Source organism: Fischerella sp. JS2 (genome assembly GCF_032393985.1).
Lineage (GTDB): Bacteria > Cyanobacteriota > Cyanobacteriia > Cyanobacteriales > Nostocaceae > Fischerella.
Genome location: NZ_CP135918.1, coordinates 6511424 through 6530587 on the forward strand (window position 1 = coordinate 6511424; position 19164 = coordinate 6530587).

The 19164-nt window shown below is 42.8% G+C and carries 11 protein-coding genes; 7 read left to right on the top strand and 4 right to left on the bottom strand.

Going from position 1 to position 19164, the window contains the following annotated elements; genetic code table 11:
* Nucleotides 1–94 precede the first annotated feature (94 nt).
* Both RS893_RS27970 and RS893_RS27975 read left to right on the top strand, forming a co-directional pair.
* Nucleotides 95–754 (top strand): hypothetical protein, encoded by a 660-nt coding sequence (locus tag RS893_RS27970; protein ID WP_315788842.1) that lies wholly within the window; start codon nt 95–97, stop codon nt 752–754.
* A gap of 238 nt (nt 755–992) precedes the next feature.
* The gene (locus RS893_RS27975; RefSeq protein ID WP_315788843.1) at nt 993–2264 is read left to right on the top strand and encodes an HhoA/HhoB/HtrA family serine endopeptidase; all 1272 of its coding nucleotides are present in this window, start codon (nt 993–995) and stop codon (nt 2262–2264) included.
* Nucleotides 2265–2423: 159 nt separating this feature from the next.
* On the opposite strand, the gene RS893_RS27980 is transcribed toward RS893_RS27975, so the two are convergent.
* Nucleotides 2424–3857: a serine/threonine protein kinase gene (locus RS893_RS27980; RefSeq protein WP_315788844.1), complete on the bottom strand. Its 1434-nt coding sequence runs from the start codon at nt 3855–3857 to the stop codon at nt 2424–2426.
* 457 nt (nt 3858–4314) lie between these two features.
* Entirely contained in the window at nt 4315–5826 is a 1512-nt protein-coding gene (locus RS893_RS27985) for a VanZ family protein (RefSeq protein WP_315788845.1), read from the bottom strand.
* A 713-nt stretch (nt 5827–6539) separates the two neighbouring features.
* On the opposite strand from RS893_RS27985, the gene RS893_RS27990 reads away from it, so the two are divergent.
* The 3 genes from RS893_RS27990 to RS893_RS28000 all read left to right on the top strand — a co-directional run bounded on the left by RS893_RS27990 (nt 6540) and on the right by RS893_RS28000 (nt 11524).
* Nucleotides 6540–8147 (top strand): adenylate/guanylate cyclase domain-containing protein, encoded by a 1608-nt coding sequence (locus RS893_RS27990; protein WP_315788846.1) that lies wholly within the window; start codon nt 6540–6542, stop codon nt 8145–8147.
* A gap of 253 nt (nt 8148–8400) precedes the next feature.
* Nucleotides 8401–9768 carry an NAD-dependent succinate-semialdehyde dehydrogenase gene (locus RS893_RS27995; RefSeq protein ID WP_315788847.1) on the top strand — a complete coding sequence of 456 codons (1368 nt, stop codon included), beginning with the start codon at nt 8401–8403 and terminating at the stop codon, nt 9766–9768.
* A 112-nt stretch (nt 9769–9880) separates the two neighbouring features.
* Entirely contained in the window at nt 9881–11524 is a 1644-nt protein-coding gene (locus RS893_RS28000) for an acetolactate synthase large subunit (protein WP_315788848.1), read from the top strand.
* A gap of 54 nt (nt 11525–11578) precedes the next feature.
* Here the strand turns inward: RS893_RS28000 and RS893_RS28005 are convergent, their stop codons facing one another.
* Both RS893_RS28005 and RS893_RS28010 read right to left on the bottom strand, forming a co-directional pair.
* Entirely contained in the window at nt 11579–16333 is a 4755-nt protein-coding gene (locus tag RS893_RS28005) for a PAS domain S-box protein (protein ID WP_315788849.1), read from the bottom strand.
* 166 nt (nt 16334–16499) lie between these two features.
* Nucleotides 16500–17963, bottom strand: a complete 1464-nt coding sequence (locus RS893_RS28010; RefSeq protein WP_315788850.1) for a PLP-dependent aminotransferase family protein — start codon at nt 17961–17963, stop codon at nt 16500–16502.
* 321 nt (nt 17964–18284) lie between these two features.
* Between RS893_RS28010 and RS893_RS28015 the strand changes: the two genes are divergently transcribed.
* Nucleotides 18285–18971, top strand: a complete 687-nt coding sequence (locus RS893_RS28015; RefSeq protein ID WP_315788851.1) for a pyridoxamine 5'-phosphate oxidase family protein — start codon at nt 18285–18287, stop codon at nt 18969–18971.
* A complete protein-coding gene (locus tag RS893_RS28020; RefSeq protein ID WP_315788852.1) occupies nt 18968–19114 on the top strand; it encodes a pyridoxine 5'-phosphate synthase in 147 nt (48 codons plus the stop codon). Before RS893_RS28015 ends, RS893_RS28020 begins: the two co-directional genes overlap by 4 nt.
* The last annotated feature ends 50 nt before the right edge of the window (nt 19115–19164 follow it).

Consider the following 19164-nt stretch of genomic DNA (forward strand, 5'->3'; position numbering starts at 1 on the left):
GTTATCAGCTATGAGTTATTAGTTATCAGTTATCAAATTCAATTGTTAACTGTTAACTGTTAACTGTTCCCTGTCCCCTGTTCCCTTTTACGAAATGAACACTCCCAGTCATGCTATTCTCAACCTAGCAATTCTGATTGCTCCCCAGCAGCCGACGGCTACTTTGGCAATTGTTTGTGGTGCGGTTTTACCAGATATGCCGATGTTTGTTATGTATTTTTGGGCAAAAGTAATTCGTCGGCAATCAGAGTATCAAATTTGGTCAGAAATCTACTTTAAATCCTTTTGGCAAAATTTTACTCATGCATTTCATTCCATACCTTTGGCACTAATTAGTATTTTGATTGCCCATTACTTTGGCTGGTGGCAAGTAGAAATTATTGGGATGAGTGCTTTGTTACATGCTTTGGGTGATTTGCCTGTTCATAATAAAGATGCCCACAGACACTTTTTTCCGTTCAGTAATTACCGATTTATTAGTCCTATCTCTTATTGGAATCCCAAGTATCATGGCAGAGTGGTATCTTTGATGGAAAAATTATTAGTATTAGTAGCGACTTTTTATATATTTCCATTGCTGCAATCTTGGGTTGGAAAAGGGTTATTAGTAGTAGTTAATTTAGTTTATTTATCTGGTTATTTATACGTAAATTTCTTTCGTAATGTTCTTTTGAGCAATAGAATTAGCGAATTTCCCTTGGGTGACAAAGCCAGCAATATAGAATTGCTCTCACTGACTATGAAACAGCACTGACTAACCTTTTACACCCATATCTTGGAAAAATCCACCTCATCCTCAAGTATCATCTTTGTTTTGGAGTCTTCTGGCTATCGGCTTGTTGTGGTGGTTGGCTTGGTGGCGAACTCAAAGAAAATGATTGTCAGTTCCCTTTTTCTAGTTCGAGTTTCACATCAGTGCCATATTTTTGAAACAAAAACTTCATAAAGAGTATCTAGATTGGATATAAGTTTAAAGATACTCTGTACAAAAAATGTTACACGAACCACGCGATCGCAAAAATTTATCAAACAACATTTCCTGGAATTCATCTAGCGACAAACCCCATTCTATTGCACCTTGGCGCAGGGCAGCTATGAATTTATCGCTAGTGTTACTCGGTTCTGGAATGACTCTTGCTGGTGGCTACGTAGCTAATAACCATCAGCAGATGTCTAAGAATGCATCTAATTTAGCAGTAACTCCAGTTAATGCTGCTCCACCATTACCAACAACCACAGACCCCAACTTTGTCACAAATGTTGTTCAAAAAGTTGGCCCTGCGGTAGTGCGAATTGATTCTGCTAGAACTGTAAAAACTCAGTTACCAGATGAATTTGATGACCCCTTCTTCCGTCGCTTTTTTGGGGGGCAAATACCATCTTCACCACAACAGCGAGTAGAACGTGGTACTGGTTCTGGTTTTATCATTAGTGGTGATGGTCGCATCCTCACTAATGCTCACGTTGTTGATGGTGCGGATACAGTGAAAGTCACACTCACAGATGGACGCAGCTTTGACGGTAAAGTGTTGGGTAAAGACGAGTTGACTGATGTAGCAGTTGTCAAGATTGCAGCTAATAACCTACCTACCTTGGCAATGGGCAATTCTGATCAATTGCAACCAGGACAATTAGCGATCGCGATCGGTAATCCTTTGGGATTAGATAATACTGTTACCACAGGTATTATCAGCGCTACTGGACGCAATGGCAATTTGATTGGTGCTACTGATAAACGAGTTGACTATATTCAAACAGACGCAGCAATCAACCCTGGTAACTCTGGTGGCCCCTTATTAAATGATCGTGGCCAAGTCATTGGCATGAATACAGCTATTATCCAGGGGGCGCAAGGAATCGGTTTTGCCATTCCCATCAACACAGCCCAACGCATCGCTGATCAACTGATTACCACAGGTAAAGCTCAACATCCTTATTTGGGTATTCAAATGATCGGGTTGACGCCAGAGTTGAGAGATAATATTAACTCAGATCCCAACAGCAATTTGAGTGTAAGTGAAGATAAGGGCGTATTAGTCGTGAAAGTTATGCCCAATTCACCGGCTGCAAGAGCAGGTATACGTGCTGGTGATGTGATTCAAAAACTCAATGGTAAAACTGTCACAGATGCTAGCAGTGTCCAAAAAGCAGTAGATAATAGCCAAATTGGTGGCAATTTACGTATAGAATTGCGTCGTCAAGGTCAAACCGTCAATTTAGCTGTACAACCAGGTGCATTTCCCACTGCTATGAATCAACAATAAGTTTTTGATGATTGGGTGTCTATAGGGTGAGCATTTGGATAATAATTTGTTGGTTTTGTAGAAAAGATAACTCACCAAATGCTGCACCCACAAATTAATCATTTTGAAAATCAACCACAGATGCACACAGATGCACACAGATAGTTTATGGGTGTGCATTTATTTCCTAGAACAAATATTTCTTGTCCGACTCTTCCAAATCCACCCAGACTCAGGAGAACTAATCTCTATCCAACCATTTTGTTCTTTGCCTGTAACTGTAACTTTGGTTCCAGCTTTGACAACTTTTCCTGTTCTCCTGCGTCCGGATGTAGAGCGTAAATTAGATGGGCTAACAACTACAATACAACTATCTTTTTCTGGGGTTTGATTTTTATCGGTTGTTTGTTTAACTTGATTTTTTGCAACTACAGGTGCAGGCTGGGGTGGGCGACTTGTGGTGATTACACCGTAAGTAAGTAAGATCCCAGCACCAGTACCAAAAATTAATAATGGTAATTGACGACGTTTAATCTGGAAATTGCTGCGTGACGCAAATGGATTGAGACGAGCAGTTTTTCCTAAATTCTGTGTTTGTGGTATTGTTGGTGGAATTGTGGGTGTTGATCCTGTGGATAAGCGAACTGTTGTGTTATCTGGGGGAACGTAACAAGGTTTTGCTAGTTCTTGGAGCGATCGCACCATTTTTGTAGCAGAAAGATAGCCTTGTTGCCAATAATCTTTTAATATCTGGTTGACGACAGCGGCTACAACGCTTGGTGTGTTGGGACTGGTAATCGCAGCTACTGCTTGTCGTACATCAGTTGCTGAATGATAGCGGTATTTGTAATGTTGACGCACCATCTTAGTTAAAACAGCTGCCAAGGCGTCACTAACTTGGGCATGATGCTGCCATATTATCTCCCCAGTTGCAGGCTCTTCACCTAACTGTTTGGGATGTAAGCCTGTCAAAGCTTGAATAGCTATCATACCCAAAGCATAAATATCACTGTTAGGATACGGTCTACCTAGTGCTTGTTCACTTGGCATGTAGCCGGGTGTCCCAATCGGAATAGTCTCATTCTTTAGCTGATCTGGTGTCATCAGTGAATACATCTTCACTTGTTTCACTGCACCAAAGTCAACTAAAACCAACTTATTGTCAGAACTACGGCGAATTAAATTATGGGGTTTGAGATCCTGATGGATTACTTCATGACTGTGGACAAATTCTAGAATGGGTAAAACGTCTTGCAATAGATAAATAACTTGGCTTTCACTACACTGTACACCCGGTTGCAATTCTATAGATAGCGGATTACCAGGGACAAATTCTTGCACCAGGTAAAATTCTTCGTCTTCTTCAAAGTAAGCTAGCAGTCGGGGAATTTGGTCATGATTACCCAGCTTTTCCAGGGTTTCAGCTTCTCTTTTAAATAAGCGTCTAGCTGTTTCCAAAAAATCTGGATCACTAGTTGCTGGTTGGAGGTGTTTGACTACACAGGAGGGATTTCCAGGACGACGAGTATCTTCGGCTATATAGGTATGACCGAATCCACCTTGGCCTAGTATCTGAACCACCTGATAACGCCGATCTAGCAATTTGCCAATCATGCTATGGCTAAACTGTTATGCAAAATTAACAACAATAGACTTTTCTAATCATGGGTAGTTTCTTCAGGATTGATTACAAAATTTATGTATACAGATCAAATATCTGAGTTTTGACTAAGCATCTACGGGTGTCTTCCCCTATACCTAGCGCTAAGTGCCTTGACCGTCGCTTCGCTCTAATTAAAAATGAAAAATTAAAAAGGATACAAGAAAGAGAATTCATTTATGGAAAAGAAAGAAAAATGTATTCCATCGAGTAGGCGCGAGAAATACGGCGTCCTTGTTTAACGCACCATTATTTATTTATGGGGATGTTAATTTTTAATTAAGCAAAGGAGTTGACGTGGGAATGCGTGCGATCGCCCTATGAAATTTAGCCCATATTCTATGCAACAATTATATTTTGATTGGAATTACTTTCAAAACCAAAAGTGAATCGAGTTAATATTCCTCAATCTCAAACTACTTTTTTTACTAAAATCCTAGCCCGAGTTTTCAGCATTAAGGCTGTAGTTGCCGTAAAAAATATACCAATCAAAATATTTCTCAAACTAATTTCCTTACTGTACGTACTGACCAAAAAAGCTTCCAGCATCAAAGAAGGTAATAATATACCTAAAAATATTAATAATCTATGAATGACGCGATTGTTTTTTACTAAGAGAGAAAGAAGGGCGAGGTAAATACCTAAAGGAATAAAATTTAAGGAATAGTAAAATACCTTATGGGCTATGGGAATGAGATCGAGCAAATTTAATGAATAATAATTTTGGAGATTGTCTACATATACCTGAATAATTGGACGAGAATAAGTAATTATCAGATGATGTGGTTGTTTGTCTATAAAAATATTAGGAATGCTAAGTTGAACATCTCCACCGTTTTCTCCAGTAATTGGTGTTCTTAATCGCAAGTTTAAAGCTGTTCCCTGCTGTCCCAAAGTAAAATTACGACGCAGAGGATCATGAGAAATTGACACAATTCGCGCTGGACCAGTTTGATTGATGTCACTAGTAGCTACAGTTGTACTGATAGTAAACTCAGAAGTATTAGATATTCTTTTATTTAATTTTTTCACAGCGTCTGCTGTTTCTAGCCAGTTACTAGAACTCAATAAAGCTCCTTTGTTTTCCTGAGTATCTACAGGCTGCCCACGCCACAATAATCTAGGTAAATTACCACTTTTATCTCGATAATAATATTTACTACCAGTATCTAATTTGTAAGCAGCTAACAGAGAATCTCTATAATTTTTGAAGTAATCTTTATCTGTAAATATCTGTGCGGCTTCAATAGCAGAAATGGCTTGATCAGTTATATATACTTTAGAGATATATCCTTGCCAAGGTCTATCTCCTGTTGCTTCATTGCCAATTATAAGTGGATAGTTGGAGTTCCAATTACTTAAATGTGTTGTACTTTGCCAAAATACTAAATTCAGAGATGATAATAATATATAACCAAGGCAAAAGGCAGCTATTCTTTGATTCACCCGTCTACTGCTATTATTCTCAATCCTTGCCAAGATGTAAGCAAAGCTGCGAGAAAGAAGCCAATTAAAGCAAAGCCAACCAACAAAACCACCAATAGAATTATTAATAATATCTTCTGGAGTCGGTCTTCTCCCAGGCACAAATACTTGCAAGATTTCAACTATCGTCGATAAACTCGCACTTGCTAATATAACTATTAAAATTTCCAGTCCTAATTTTGCCCTGTATTTTTGCAAAAGACTAGTACAAAAAAACCCTAGAGGTAGAAACAATAAAATATTGTTGACTGTGTCTTGGAAAGAACTAGTATTACTAAAACTATTAACTATTTCTTCTAAAGAAAAAGAATCTGGAAATGAAAAATTATAAGGATAAAGTGTCGCTAACAGTACTACTAATACACTTATAGCAACAAGCCCGTAATCTTTAAACAGACCTAATAAATGAGCGTTACGAATAGTTTGACGTTTCTTCATAGCGATTTATTTTACTTAATCATAATTCTGAAGATGGTCTAACTAAAGACGTAATTTTACTCATTTTTGTTCATCTACTCAAAATTTGTCACTACATTTTAGTGATGCAGTAAGCTCCACATATGTATTTTTGATTTTTATTCTGGCGAAATCAGAGTTTAGTGAGTAGTTAACGATGAAAGATACTATACTAGTTAAGCTTTCTCCATTGCTGTTTCCTGTGACACAGCTTTTAAACGCCTTGTCCTGCTTTTGCGGATGGGATGCACAAGTGCGATCGCAAATCAGTGAACATTATACAAGCTGGCTCCTAAAGCTTCGGCAATTACACCTTCACGGGTTGTTACTAAAACCTGACAACACCCACCACCGACATTAAATACTTGTGCATTCTTTCTAAGCATAAAGTGCTTACTACAAACTCTCCAAACTAGTTTGACATATCACCGCATCTATTATTTTCAAGGCAGTTAATCATGAACATTGGTACACTAACCTTGCCATGAAAATTCTTACCTCTTCTGCCTTCTGCCCTCTACCTTATTTTTCAGCTAGTTGTCGGAATGGCTTAGAGAGTGCCATAAAGAATAAAGGTTTAACTCTGGCATATGCCCCGCGCCTCTTTTGAATTTGGTGGTCTACAATTACTGGGGATCTAAATCCCCCTTTAATTGGTTCCTTCTGTCCTCTGCCTTTCTTCTTGAATCACAACCATGACTGAACTCAAACTGCGTTTACAACAGGGAAATACAGAAAGAACAGTAACAGTTAATCAAGATATCTTCACCATCGGGCGATTGCCAGAGTGTGATTTGTACTTGCCCTTTGGGGGGGTTTCCCGTTGGCACGCTCGTTTGATCAAAACAGCTGCTAATGTGTGGACTATTGAGGACATGGGCAGCAAAAATGGTACACAATTGAACGATCGCCTTGTCAGTTCTCCCCAACAGGTACATCACGGTGACATTATTTGGCTAGGAGATGTGAGTGTGCTGGTACTGTTGGCGGAACCTGTAGAAACAGTTATGCCTAAACAGGTTGACACAGCCGAACACAGAACTATTTTTCACAACGTTAAACAATTGCAACAGCAATGGATACAAGCTGATAGTGACAATGGTGATATCAGCAATAAAGATAAGAGTATTGCTCGCCTGAAAGACTTAGTTGATATAGCCAAAAATCTCTCGGCTGCGACTTCTATAGAAGAAATATTCTCTCAAGTTCAAGAAGTAGTCTTTCGTTACTTAAGTAGTATAGATCGTTTGGCATTATTAATTGATGTCAGTGGTTGTGGCAAATTAGAAATATTAAGTTCTGCGACTAGAAGTACCTGTCAACACGAACATTTACCTAACGATGGCAGTTGGATCAGTCGTAGTATCTGTCAAAAAGTCTTTGAAGAAAAAGTTGCAATTCAAACTGCTGATGCCCAGCATGATGAGCGTTTTGCTGGCGAACACAGTATTTTAGTTAAAGACATTCGCAGCGCGATGGCTGTGCCTTTATGGGATGAAAATAAGGTGGTTGGTGTGCTTTATGCCGATGCTCATCTTTCTTCCTACCATTGGGCAAAAGAAGGTGAAGAAGAACTCAGCTTTTTTTCCGCTTTAGCAAATCTTGTCGCTTCCAGTGTCCAACGTTGGTTATTAGCAGAAAAACTCAAAAGTGAAGAAGTCATTCGTCATAGACTCGAACGCTATCACTCCCCAGCAGTTGTACAGCAGTTGATCGCAGTGGGAGCATTACCAGATGGACGCTTAGCCCCCCGAGAAAGTGAAATTAGCATTTTGTTTGCGGACATTGTTGGTTTTACTGCCATATCCGAACGGTTCACCGCTAGAGAAATTGCGGAATTGCTCAATAAATTATTTGAGGAGATGTTAAAAGAAGTGTTTGCCTACGGCGGCACTCTAGATAAATATATTGGCGATTGCATCATGGCATTTTTTGGCGCTCCCGAACCACAATCAGATCATGCTGATCGCGCCGTGTCCGCAGCCCTAAAAATGCTCACGCGTCTGGAACATCTCAACACTAGTAAATTTTGGCAAGAACCACTGCAATTACGCATTGCCATTAACAGTGGTAAGGCTGTGGTTGGCGATGTTGGCAGTTCTCAACGGGTAGATTACACTGCTCTGGGTGCGACTATAAATTTAGCTGCGCGTATGGAAGCAGTTTGTCCCCCCGGTGAATGTGTCGTCAGTGAAGCCACTTACACAATGCTTTCCCAACCTGCGTACTTCCATGAAATGGGAGATTATCGGTTTAAAGGCATCAATCGCTTAGTAAAAGTGTATCAGACGAAATTGCATTAATAGTTAGTGGGTAGAGACGCGAGGAACATCACGTCTGTACTAACCAATTACCTAATACATAGAATTACTTAAGTACTTGTATTTTTTTATGCATTTAGATTGCGAAAAATTAACATTTGCCAACCAAGTCTTGCCGAAAAGTCTAAAATCTTTATGGAAGCTAACAGTCAGAACACGGGTAAGCATTTAGAATAGACCTTTTGCAAAAGTGACTTTTGCACTTTCTGAAATTATTTTTTACGGGAGGTTGGCTATGCCTATCGCCACCATTAACCCTGCGACAGGGGAATTGCTCAAAAACTTTGAACCGCATAGTGATGCTGAAATCGCCGCCAAACTAGATTTGGCTCAACAAGCTTTTGAGCATTACCGCCAGACAAGTTTTTCGGAACGATCGCGCTGGCTTGACAAAGCTGCTGACATGCTTGAGCAAGAAAAAGCAGACTTGGGGAAGTTGATGACCCTAGAAATGGGCAAAACCTACAAAAGTGCGATCGCTGAAGTCGAAAAATGTGCTTGGGTTTGTCGATACTACGCCGAACACGCCGCCCAATTCCTTGCTGATACTTACGTGGAAACCGATGCCACAAAAAGTTTTATAAAATACCAGCCATTAGGTATTATCCTCGCAGTCATGCCGTGGAATTTTCCCTTTTGGCAAGTATTCCGATTTGCAGCACCTGCACTGATGGCAGGAAATGTCGGTTTACTCAAACACGCTTCTAATGTGCCGCAGTGTGCTTTAGCAATTGAGGAAATCATTCACAAGGCTGGTTTTCCCGCAGGTGTATTTCAAACTTTGTTAATACCTGGTGCGAAAGTAGGGAATTTAATGAGTGATGAGCGCATCAAAGCTGCAACCTTAACAGGCAGTGAACCAGCTGGCATCTCACTTGCTGTTGCATCTGGTAAACAAATTAAGAAAACAGTTCTAGAATTGGGTGGCAGCGATCCATTTATTGTGTTAGAAAGTGCTGACTTGGAAGCAGCAGTTGCAGTTGCGACTACAGCAAGAATGCTCAATAACGGGCAATCTTGTATTGCTGCGAAACGCTTTATTATCCAAGAAGCGATCGCAGATCAATTTCAAAAGCTACTGCTAGAAAAATACCAAGCGCTGAAAGTAGGCGATCCTATGCAACCAGACACCGATGTTGGGCCACTAGCCACACCTGATATTCTCCAAGACCTGGAGCAACAAGTGCAAACTTGTGTCCAAGCAGGGGCAAAAGTTCTGATTGGGGGACAGGCTTTGAGTGATCGTCCTGGTAACTTTTTTCCACCAACGATGATCACCGATCTTTCACCGGATAGTGCGATCGCCAAAGAAGAATTTTTTGGGCCGGTAGCTTTACTATTCCGCGTACCTAATATTGATGAAGCAATTAAACTAGCAAACGCTACACCCTTTGGTTTGGGTGCAAGTGCTTGGACAACCAACTCCCAAGAACAACAGCGTTTCATCAATGAAATTGAAGCAGGTGCCGTATTTATTAACGGCATGGTGAAATCCGATCCCCGTATACCATTTGGCGGTATTAAACGTTCTGGGTATGGTAGGGAATTAGGTATCCAAGGTATACATGAGTTCGTCAACATTAAAACAGTGTGGGTTAAATAGTTGGGAATTATTAGTAGTTAGTAGTTAGTAGTTAGTAGTGTTTTCTTTACTACTATCCACTAACCACTAACCACTATCTACTCCTAAATCTTTTCGCTAGTGAGGAAGTTCAATGAATACAGCAGAGTTATTAGTAAGGTGCTTAGAAAATGAAGGGGTGCAATATGTTTTCGGACTCCCTGGCGAAGAAAACCTGCACGTTTTGGAAGCGATCAAACACTCCTCCATTCAATTTATTACCACTCGTCATGAACAAGGTGCAGCATTCATGGCGGATGTCTACGGACGTCTGACAGGAAAAGCAGGAGTGTGTCTTTCCACTTTAGGACCAGGGGCTACAAACTTAATGACAGGGGTTGCTGATGCCAACCTCGATGGTGCGCCACTAGTGGCAATTACCGGACAAGTCGGAACAGATAGAATGCACATCGAATCCCATCAATATTTAGATTTGGTGGCTATGTTTGCTCCAGTAACCAAATGGAATAAACAGATTGTGCGACCTAGTATTACACCAGAAGTAGTGCGCAAAGCATTCAAAGTAGCGCAAAGTGAAAAACCAGGTGCAGTTCATATTGATTTACCAGAAAATATAGCTGCTATGCCAGTAGAAGGCAAACCGTTACATAAGGATAATATAGAAAAAACTTTTGCTTCTTTTGCTAGTCTTCGGTCAGCCGCAGCCATAATTTCTCAGGCAGTTAATCCAATCATCTTAGTCGGAAATGGTGCAATTCGCGACCAAGCCAGCGACGCTGTTACTCAATTTGCCACCCAATTAAATATCCCTGTTGCCAACACATTTATGGGTAAAGGAGTGATTCCCTACACCCATCCTTTGGCATTGTGGGCTGTAGGATTGCAACAACGGGATTTTATTACCTGTGGCTTTGATAACACAGATTTAGTCATAGCAATTGGCTATGATTTAATCGAATTTTCCCCGAAAAAATGGAATCCCGATGGTCAAATTCCCATCGTTCATATTGCCGCAACTCCAGCAGAAATAGATAGTAGTTACATTCCCAGCGTGGAAGTTGTTGGTGATATTTCTGATTCTCTCTATGAAATTTTAAAAGTAGCAGATCGCCAGGGTAAACCCAATCCCTACGCTATCAATTTACGATCTAATATTCGTGCTGATTATGAACTGTATGCCAAGGATGACGGGTTTCCGATTAAGCCCCAAAAAATCATTTATGACTTGCGCCAGGTAATGGGACCAGAAGATATTGTCATTTCTGATGTTGGCGCACATAAAATGTGGATTGCCCGTCATTACCATTGTTATAGTCCCAATACTTGCATTATTTCTAATGGTTTTGCCGCAATGGGGATTGCTATCCCTGGTGCAGTTGCAGCTAAACTTGTTCATCCTAATCGTAAAGTTGTGGCTGCAACCGGCGATGGCGGCTTTATGATGAATTGCCAAGAATTAGAAACTGCTTTGCGTGTTGGTACAGCGTTCGTCACCTTAATTTTTAATGATGGTGGCTATGGTCTAATTGAGTGGAAACAAGAAAATCAATTTGGTAAAGGTAGGTCATCCTTTGTGCATTTTGGCAACCCAGATTTTGTCAAATTAGCAGAAAGTATGGGATTAAAAGGCTATCGTGTAGAAGACGCTACCGAATTAGTTCCCATCCTCAAAGAAGCCCTCGCTCAAGATGTGCCAGCAGTGATAGATTGTCCTGTAGACTATCGGGAAAACATTCGCTTTACTCAAAAAGTCGGCGAATTAAATTGTGTGTTGTAATTGTCATTAGTCTCTTGTCATTTGTGAAAAACAAATGACAAAGGACAAGTAAACCTAGCGTGAGTGTCTTCTCGGTGAGGATGTCAAGGAACGATTTAGTTTGGTGTGTGTGAGGGCCACCACAGCTTGAACTAACTGTTCTGGCTCAAGTGGCTTTGTTAAATGCTTTTGATAGCCACTGCTTATAGATTTTTGGTGATCGTCAACTCTTGCATAGGCACTCAGGGCGATCGCAGGAATCTGTCCTCCTTTTGCGGGGGATAAGTTACGCACCTGTTGGATCAGGGTGTAGCCATCGACTTCGGGCATCCCAATATCACTGACTAACACATCCGGTTTCAAGGATTCTAAATTTGCCAGTACCTCTGACGCACAGCTAACAGTCAACACCTCTGCTCCATATTGGGTTAATAATACTGTTAATAACTCACGAGCATCGGCATCATCGTCGACTGCAAGGACTCGAATTCCCGTGAGTTCGAGTTCTTGTTGGGGTAACTCATCTGTCTGCTGAATTTGGGGTGCAACATTCAACAGTGGCAATCGAACTGTAAATGTGGCTCCTAACCCTTCACCGGGGCTGTCAGCCGTAATGGTGCCGCCGTGTGCCTCAACTAACTGACGAACGATCGCCAAGCCCAGACCTAATCCTCCATACTTGCGAGTAATTGAAGCATCTTCCTGGCGGAAGGATTCAAAGATGTAAGGTACAAAGTCTGCGCCTATGCCTTTACCTGTGTCACTGACTGTAATTTGTGCCTGATTGCCGACCCGTTGGAGGCGGATGTCTACTCGGCCACCATTGGGCGTGAATTTAATGGCATTGGACAACAAATTCCAGACAACTTGCTGAAGGCGGGCAGCATCACCAGACACTTGCCCAATATTGGGTAATACAGAATGCAGTGAGATGGATTTAGCAACAGCTGCTGTTGTGACTGTTTCGATCGCGGCTTCAACAATCAAAGATAAACTAACCGAGGTAGTATTCAGGCTCAGTTTGCCGCGCAAGATTTTGGCGATATCGAGCAAATCATCGATCAGTTGAGTTTGTAATTTGGCATTTCGCTCAATGATGGTAAGGGCTTGAGCTATTTTTGTTTCATCAAACTTACGAGTTTGCAACAGCTTTGTCCAACCCAAAATCGGGTTGAGCGGTGATCGTAATTCGTGGGAAAGGACAGCGAGAAATTCATCCTTGATGCGGTTGGCGCGTTCGGCGGCTTCCCGTGCGGCTTGCTCTTGCTGAAGGAGTTGTTGGCGATCAGTAATGTCCGTATTGGTACCAAACCACCGCAACACCTTGCCTTGTTCATCCAGAACTGGAACGGCGCGGGAGAGAAACCAGCGATACTGTCCATCTTTACCGCGTAGGGGAAAGGTATCCTCCCAGGTTTCGCCTGTTTCAACACAGTGACGAAACTTTTCTACTACCCCTTCCACATGGTCAGGGTGATGCACTTTTTGCCAGCCCCAACCTTCCATCTCTGCCAGGGTTGTACCTGTGTAATCAAACCAGCGCTGATTATACCAGAAAATCCACCCATTCTCATCTGCCATCCAGGCAAATTGGGAGATGTTATCTGCCAGGGTGCGGAAACGTGCTTCGCTCTCTTGCAGTTCTCGCTCAGCCCGCTTGCGATCGCTAATGTCTATGACAGAGCCAATATATCCTTTAAACTCTCCATCTTTCCCCAACCACGGACTTGCTGCATCGATTGCCCAGCGATATTCTCCGTCTTGACGGCGCAGACGATATTCTAACCGAAAATCTGCTTGACGCTCAATTGCGTCTAAGAAGATACTTTTAGAAAGTTCGCGATCGTCTGGATGCACTGCCTCTAACCATCCCATTCCCAGTCCTGTGGCTTCCGTTTGTCCGGTGAACTCGTACCAGCGTTGGCTGAGATAAGTGCAATAACCAGTGGCATCTGTCACCCAAATCATCATAGGTGCGTTGTCTGCCATGTGGCGGAATCGTTCTTCACTAGCTCGTAGGTCTGCTTCTGCTTGTTTGCGCTCTGAAATATCCATATCAACACCAGTCATCGTGACTGGATTGCCGAATGCATCGTAAAAGACTCGCCCGAGACCCAACGCCCAACGCACCGTTCCATCTGGCTTCATGAAGCGAAATTCAATGTTGTAGTCTTCTCGTTCATAAACGGCGCGATGAATAGCTGATTCAACCCAAGGCAAATCGTCTGGATGAATCATTGCCCTGAAGGTTTTATACTGCCCATCAAAGCTACCGGAAGCCATACCAAATAAGTGTTCCAGATTAGTAGACCAGTTGACTTTACCTGTCTGAATGTCCCAATCCCAACTTCCCATCTTGGCAGCTTTCATTGCCAGGTAAAGCCGCTCTTGGTTTTGTCGCAAAGCAATTTCGGCTTGCTTGCGATCAGTAATGTCAAAGGTAAAGCCACTCATTCCCTGCGGCTGTCCGACAGCATTAAATCGGGTTTGCCCCTTTGCTACCAGCCATCGCACGCCTCGAATTGGGTGATGAATGCGATACTCAATATTAACTTCGCCCTGGTTGCTTGCCAGGGCAGCGCGAACTTCCCGATCCACCCGTTCCCGGTCTATTTCCAAAATGCTAGCCAACCAGTTTTCATAGGATGATGGTATGGCAGGGTCAAGACCGTAGAGCGTGTAATATTCGGTTGACCAGAAGACTCTATTTGTTTCGATTTCCCAATCCCAGTGACCCGCATTGGCTGCCAGTTGGGCCAACCTCAGCCGCTCCTCGCCTCGGCGCAGTTCCTGTTCGGTGCGCTGGTGGTTGACAATCTCATGCAGTAGTCTTGTTTCTAATTGCTTCTGGTTGTCAATATCAGTAATCGTGCCAATCCAGCCTGTTGTCTGTCCCTGAGTATCCTGTGTTGGGATGGCTCGACAGATGAACCAGTGATATTCGCCATCCCAGCGACGAAGCTGGTATTCAATTTCAAAGGATTCACCGTTGGCGATCGCCTGACTCCATAAAGCTAGGGTGCGATCGCGCTCATCGGGGTGAACCGTACTAGTCCCCGCCAAACCCATTGATTCAGCTTCACTCAAACCAGTGTACTCGTACCAGCGTTGATTCCAGTAATTAACCGCCCCTGTTGCGTCGGCAGTCCAAACCATTTGGGGCATGGCTTCAGCTAACTCTCGGTAACGCTGTTGACTGGCTTTGAGAGCAGCAGCGTCCTGGTTGCGTTCTGTGATATCAACAAAGGCTCCGATTACACCCCGGATTTGATTCTGGTCGCCTCGCAGGGGAGTTGCATAGCATAGAAGCTGGCGCACCGTGCCATTTGGCAGCAGAATGTCAAATTCTGCATCTCGCACCTCTACGCCCAATCTGGCAGCTACTTGCATCGGCAAGTTCTCAGCCGGGACTTCCTCTTTGTTTTGGAAAACTCGGTAGGCTGGTTGCTCCTCAGCAGGCGCACTCTTCGAGATGTTATCACCAGGACGAATGTTAAGTAGTTGCCGAATGTAAGCATTGCTTTGCATGTGAGTACAGCCTGGATCGGTGGCGATCGCAATGCCCACAGGCAGAATTTCTAATAGGGTTTGCAGTTCAGACACCCGGTTGGTTAACTCTTGGTTTAGTTGTTGAATGGCGGCCTCAGCTTGTTTTCGCTGGGTTAAATCCACAGCGAATGCTACATGCTCATCCGTGCCATCCATCCACTGCATGGTGCAAATCCAGATGGGAAGGCGCGTTCCATCCCGGCGGCACAGTTGTTTCTCTATCGGCGGGGTAAAGCCCTGCTGCTGCACTTGTATCATTGCCTGCTCGGTTTGTTCAGACAACTCAGGCGGGGCAAACTCACGCCAGTTCATACCCTGTTGCTCAAATTCTTCCCGTGTTAGCCCGTGCAGGTGCAACATGGTATCGTTTATTACTTTGACTGCGCCGCTTACTGACCCTATGCCAATGCCAATCGGAGCCTTATCGATCAGCCGTTGTATTCGATACTGCTGCTGTTGCAAGTCTGTTACCGTCTGGCTCAACTCCAACTCTAAACGTTTGCGGTCGGTAACATCGCGCCAACAGGCAACAAAGCCATCATTGAGCCTGGTTGCCCGGATATCAAACACTCGCACCAATCGGCGATCACCAAAAGTATCATCGTAGATCAGCAAGTCTTTGATTAACGGCTCTCCAGTTTCCACGACCCGACAATATTCGTCAAACAATCCTGATTCGTGATGGGCGGGAAAAATCTCACATAAACCCCGACCAATCTGCATCGCTTTAGGCATCTGGTTGTTTTCGCACGCTGCTTTGTTGAGATAATCAATGCGAAAGTCTACAATTTGCCCCAACTTATCCCGTATGGCTGAGAAGATGCCAAAGCAGTCCAGCATATTCTCAACCGATGTTTGAAACTGCTCTTGATTGCGTTGCAGTTCCTGTCGTAACTGGGCATTTTTGATCGCACTGCACATTGCTAGGCGCAAATCCTCAGGAGTTATCTGATCTCTAACCAGATAATCTACCGCTCCATTCTTAAACGCCTGTACTGCGGTCTTTGTGTCTCCACCATCAATAACAATGATCGGCGGACAGCGATCGCCCATCTGCTCTTTTAATTGACGCAGCAAGTTGATGCTATTGGAACAGGGAGAGCGAAGTTCTAAGAGAATGCCATCAATCTGCTGCAATTGAGGCAGTGTCAAAACTGAACTGTTATATTGCTGTGATATAATCCTGTATGCTACGCTTCTATCTTGCTGTAACTGCTGCTTATAATTGTTATTGCCCTCATCCGAGTCACCAATTACAAGGACAGTCCGGTGATTTGACATATCTGAGATCCAATTTGCAGGGTTAGAGACAAGCAATCAAAGCTACAGAATTTGAAATTTCTTTGTATAGTAGCTAGTCAATCCTATCATTATATCTAAGGCAATCAGGTTTTATCAGCTTGGGCTGTTGTTTTCTAACAATCATTCCCACGATGAGAGAAATTAACTATGCAACAAGAACTTTAGCCAATCTGCAAATTCCCTCTTGAATTTGTTGTGATGTCAGTTCCGAGTAACCAAAAATAAATTCGCCAGTGCGATTCTCTTTCAGATAATGGGGTTGAGCAGACATCATCCCCACACCTAAGGATGCAGCCCCCTCAATAATCTCCTCATCCGTAAGTTGCGTGTGTAGTTTCACCATTAAATGCAGCCCAGCCTTCTCGCCTAAAATTGTTACTCGTTCCCCAAAGCGATCGCTTAATGCTTGCACTAATACTTGGCGACATTGATCATAGTGCTGACGCATTTTTCTAATATGTCTTTCTAAATGCCCTGATTCAATAAAATCAGTCAAAACATACTGTTCTAACAATGGTAAGTGTCTATCGCTCAACCACTTAGCCTGGGCAAATATTGCTACTAAACTTTTGGGTAAAACTAAGTAACCAATCCGCAGTGAAGGAAACAGTACCTTGGAGAAAGTACCTATGTACAGCACACAATCGCTTTTATCCAATCCTTGTAGGGCTGGTATTGGTCTATCACCATAGCGATATTCACTGTCATAATCATCCTCAATAATCATAGCTCCATGAGAATGCGCCCAAGCTAGTAACTCTAGTCGCCGAGACAAAGACAGTATTGCTCCTGTAGGAAACTGGTGAGAAGGAGTCACGTAAATAAGCTTAATGTGTTCATCCTTATAGTTCCCTAACTCCCTGACTATTAAACCTGACTCATCTACAGGTACTGGTAAAAGCTTGGCAGCTTGTGCAAGAAAGATACGGCGTGCGCTTAAATAACCAGGATCTTCCAAAGCAACAGCATCACCAGGATCGATTAACAAGCGCATCACCAAATATAAAGCTTGCTGAGTGCCATTAGTAATGATCACCTGCTCAGGTTCGCATTGCACTGCACGGGACTGGGACAGGTAACGAGCGATCGCTTCCCTTAACCGTTCATATCCCAAGGCATCTGTAGCATAATCTAGCCAATGACAATGGGAACGACAATGACGAGACAGTAATTTCCGCCACAGTTGCATTGGAAATAATTCCAAAGCAGGCCGTCCATAGCGGAAGTTAATAGGGGCATGAGGTTCAGTAGTTGTAGATACATCATTTTCCATCAAACTGGTGGCATACTTAGATAGCGGTCTTTGCGCAAAAATCTGTTTGTAGCAAGACTCAAATGGTGTAGGATTTAGCAGATCGTCGGGGAGTTGATCGCAGACATATGTGCCAGAACCAACTATAGTTTTGATATAGCCTTCACTAAGGAGTTGATCGTAGCAAGTAGTCACCGTAGTACGAGAAATACCCAAGGATTTGGAGAGCTTTCGCGTGGATGGAATGCGTTGATTGGGTAGCAGGCGTTTGTTGAGTATTGCTTTACGTATTTCTTCGTATAACTGCTGGTGTAATGGCACATCTATCTGACTGTTGAGTGCGATCGCCAAATCCATACTCTAGTTTATGTAATATATAATACTAATACCAATTTAAAAAAAGAATACAACACATGGATTATATAAGTCCCCACCCCAACCCTCCCTTTAGAAAGGGGAGGGTGTCGTTCGGCGGGTGGGGTTATCTGTCGCAAACATTATTGGAATTGGTATAAATTACAATAGTGTTCTAGTTTCAAAGCTCTGAGCTTTTAATCCAAAATCTCAAATCCAAAATTGGTATAAGTGGACTGATATTACAACACAAAAGTGGCTCTTGTAGTAAACCACTTGGACAATTAAGCTGACAGTATACGCAATAAAAACAAGCTTTAGATCATGAGTAATAGTAGTGAAAATGTGTTGCCTGTGACGCAACGCACTAAAATTAGGCGTGTTCCCCAACGTGGACAGTACGAACGTCAAGTTATCTATGACATTTTAGATGAAGGTTTGGTGTGCCATATCGCGTTTGCTGTAGATAATCAACCATTTGTGATTCCTACAGCTTATGGCAGGGTGGCAGACAGACTTTATATTCATGGTTCTCCTGCAAGTAGAATGTTGCGATCGCTCCAAAATGGTATCGAAGTCTGCGTTACTGTGACACTACTTGATGGACTAGTACTGGCGCGGTCTGCTTTTCACCATTCGATGAACTATCGGTCAGTAGTAATATTTGGTACAGCAATCACTGTGGAAAATTCTGAAGAAAAGCTAGTAGCACTGCACGCTTTTACTGAACATGTTATGTCGGGACGATGGGCAGAGGTGCGCCCGCCCAGTTTTCTGGAACTGCAAGGAACTTTAGTATTATCTCTGCCACTAGATGAAGCATCAGCAAAGGTACGGTCAGACCCGCCACTTGATGATGAGGCAGATTACAGTTTGCCTGTATGGGCTGGTGTATTACCATTGCAACAGAAAGCAGCAGCACCAATTCCAGATCCTCGTTTGCACTCAGGCATTACTCTACCTAACTATGTGCATAACTATACTCGTAAATATGAAAGAGAAGAGCAATGACGAATCTTAGTGTCAACCTGAATAAAGTTGCCCTGCTGAGAAATACACGCAATTTGGAAATACCTAGCCTTACCAAAGCTGCAAAAATTTGTATGCAAGCAGGTACTCAGGGAATTATATCAAGTTCGCATGATTACTTATAATTCCCGTTTAACCTCACAAGAACAGCCCCTTCACCCCTAATCCCCACTCC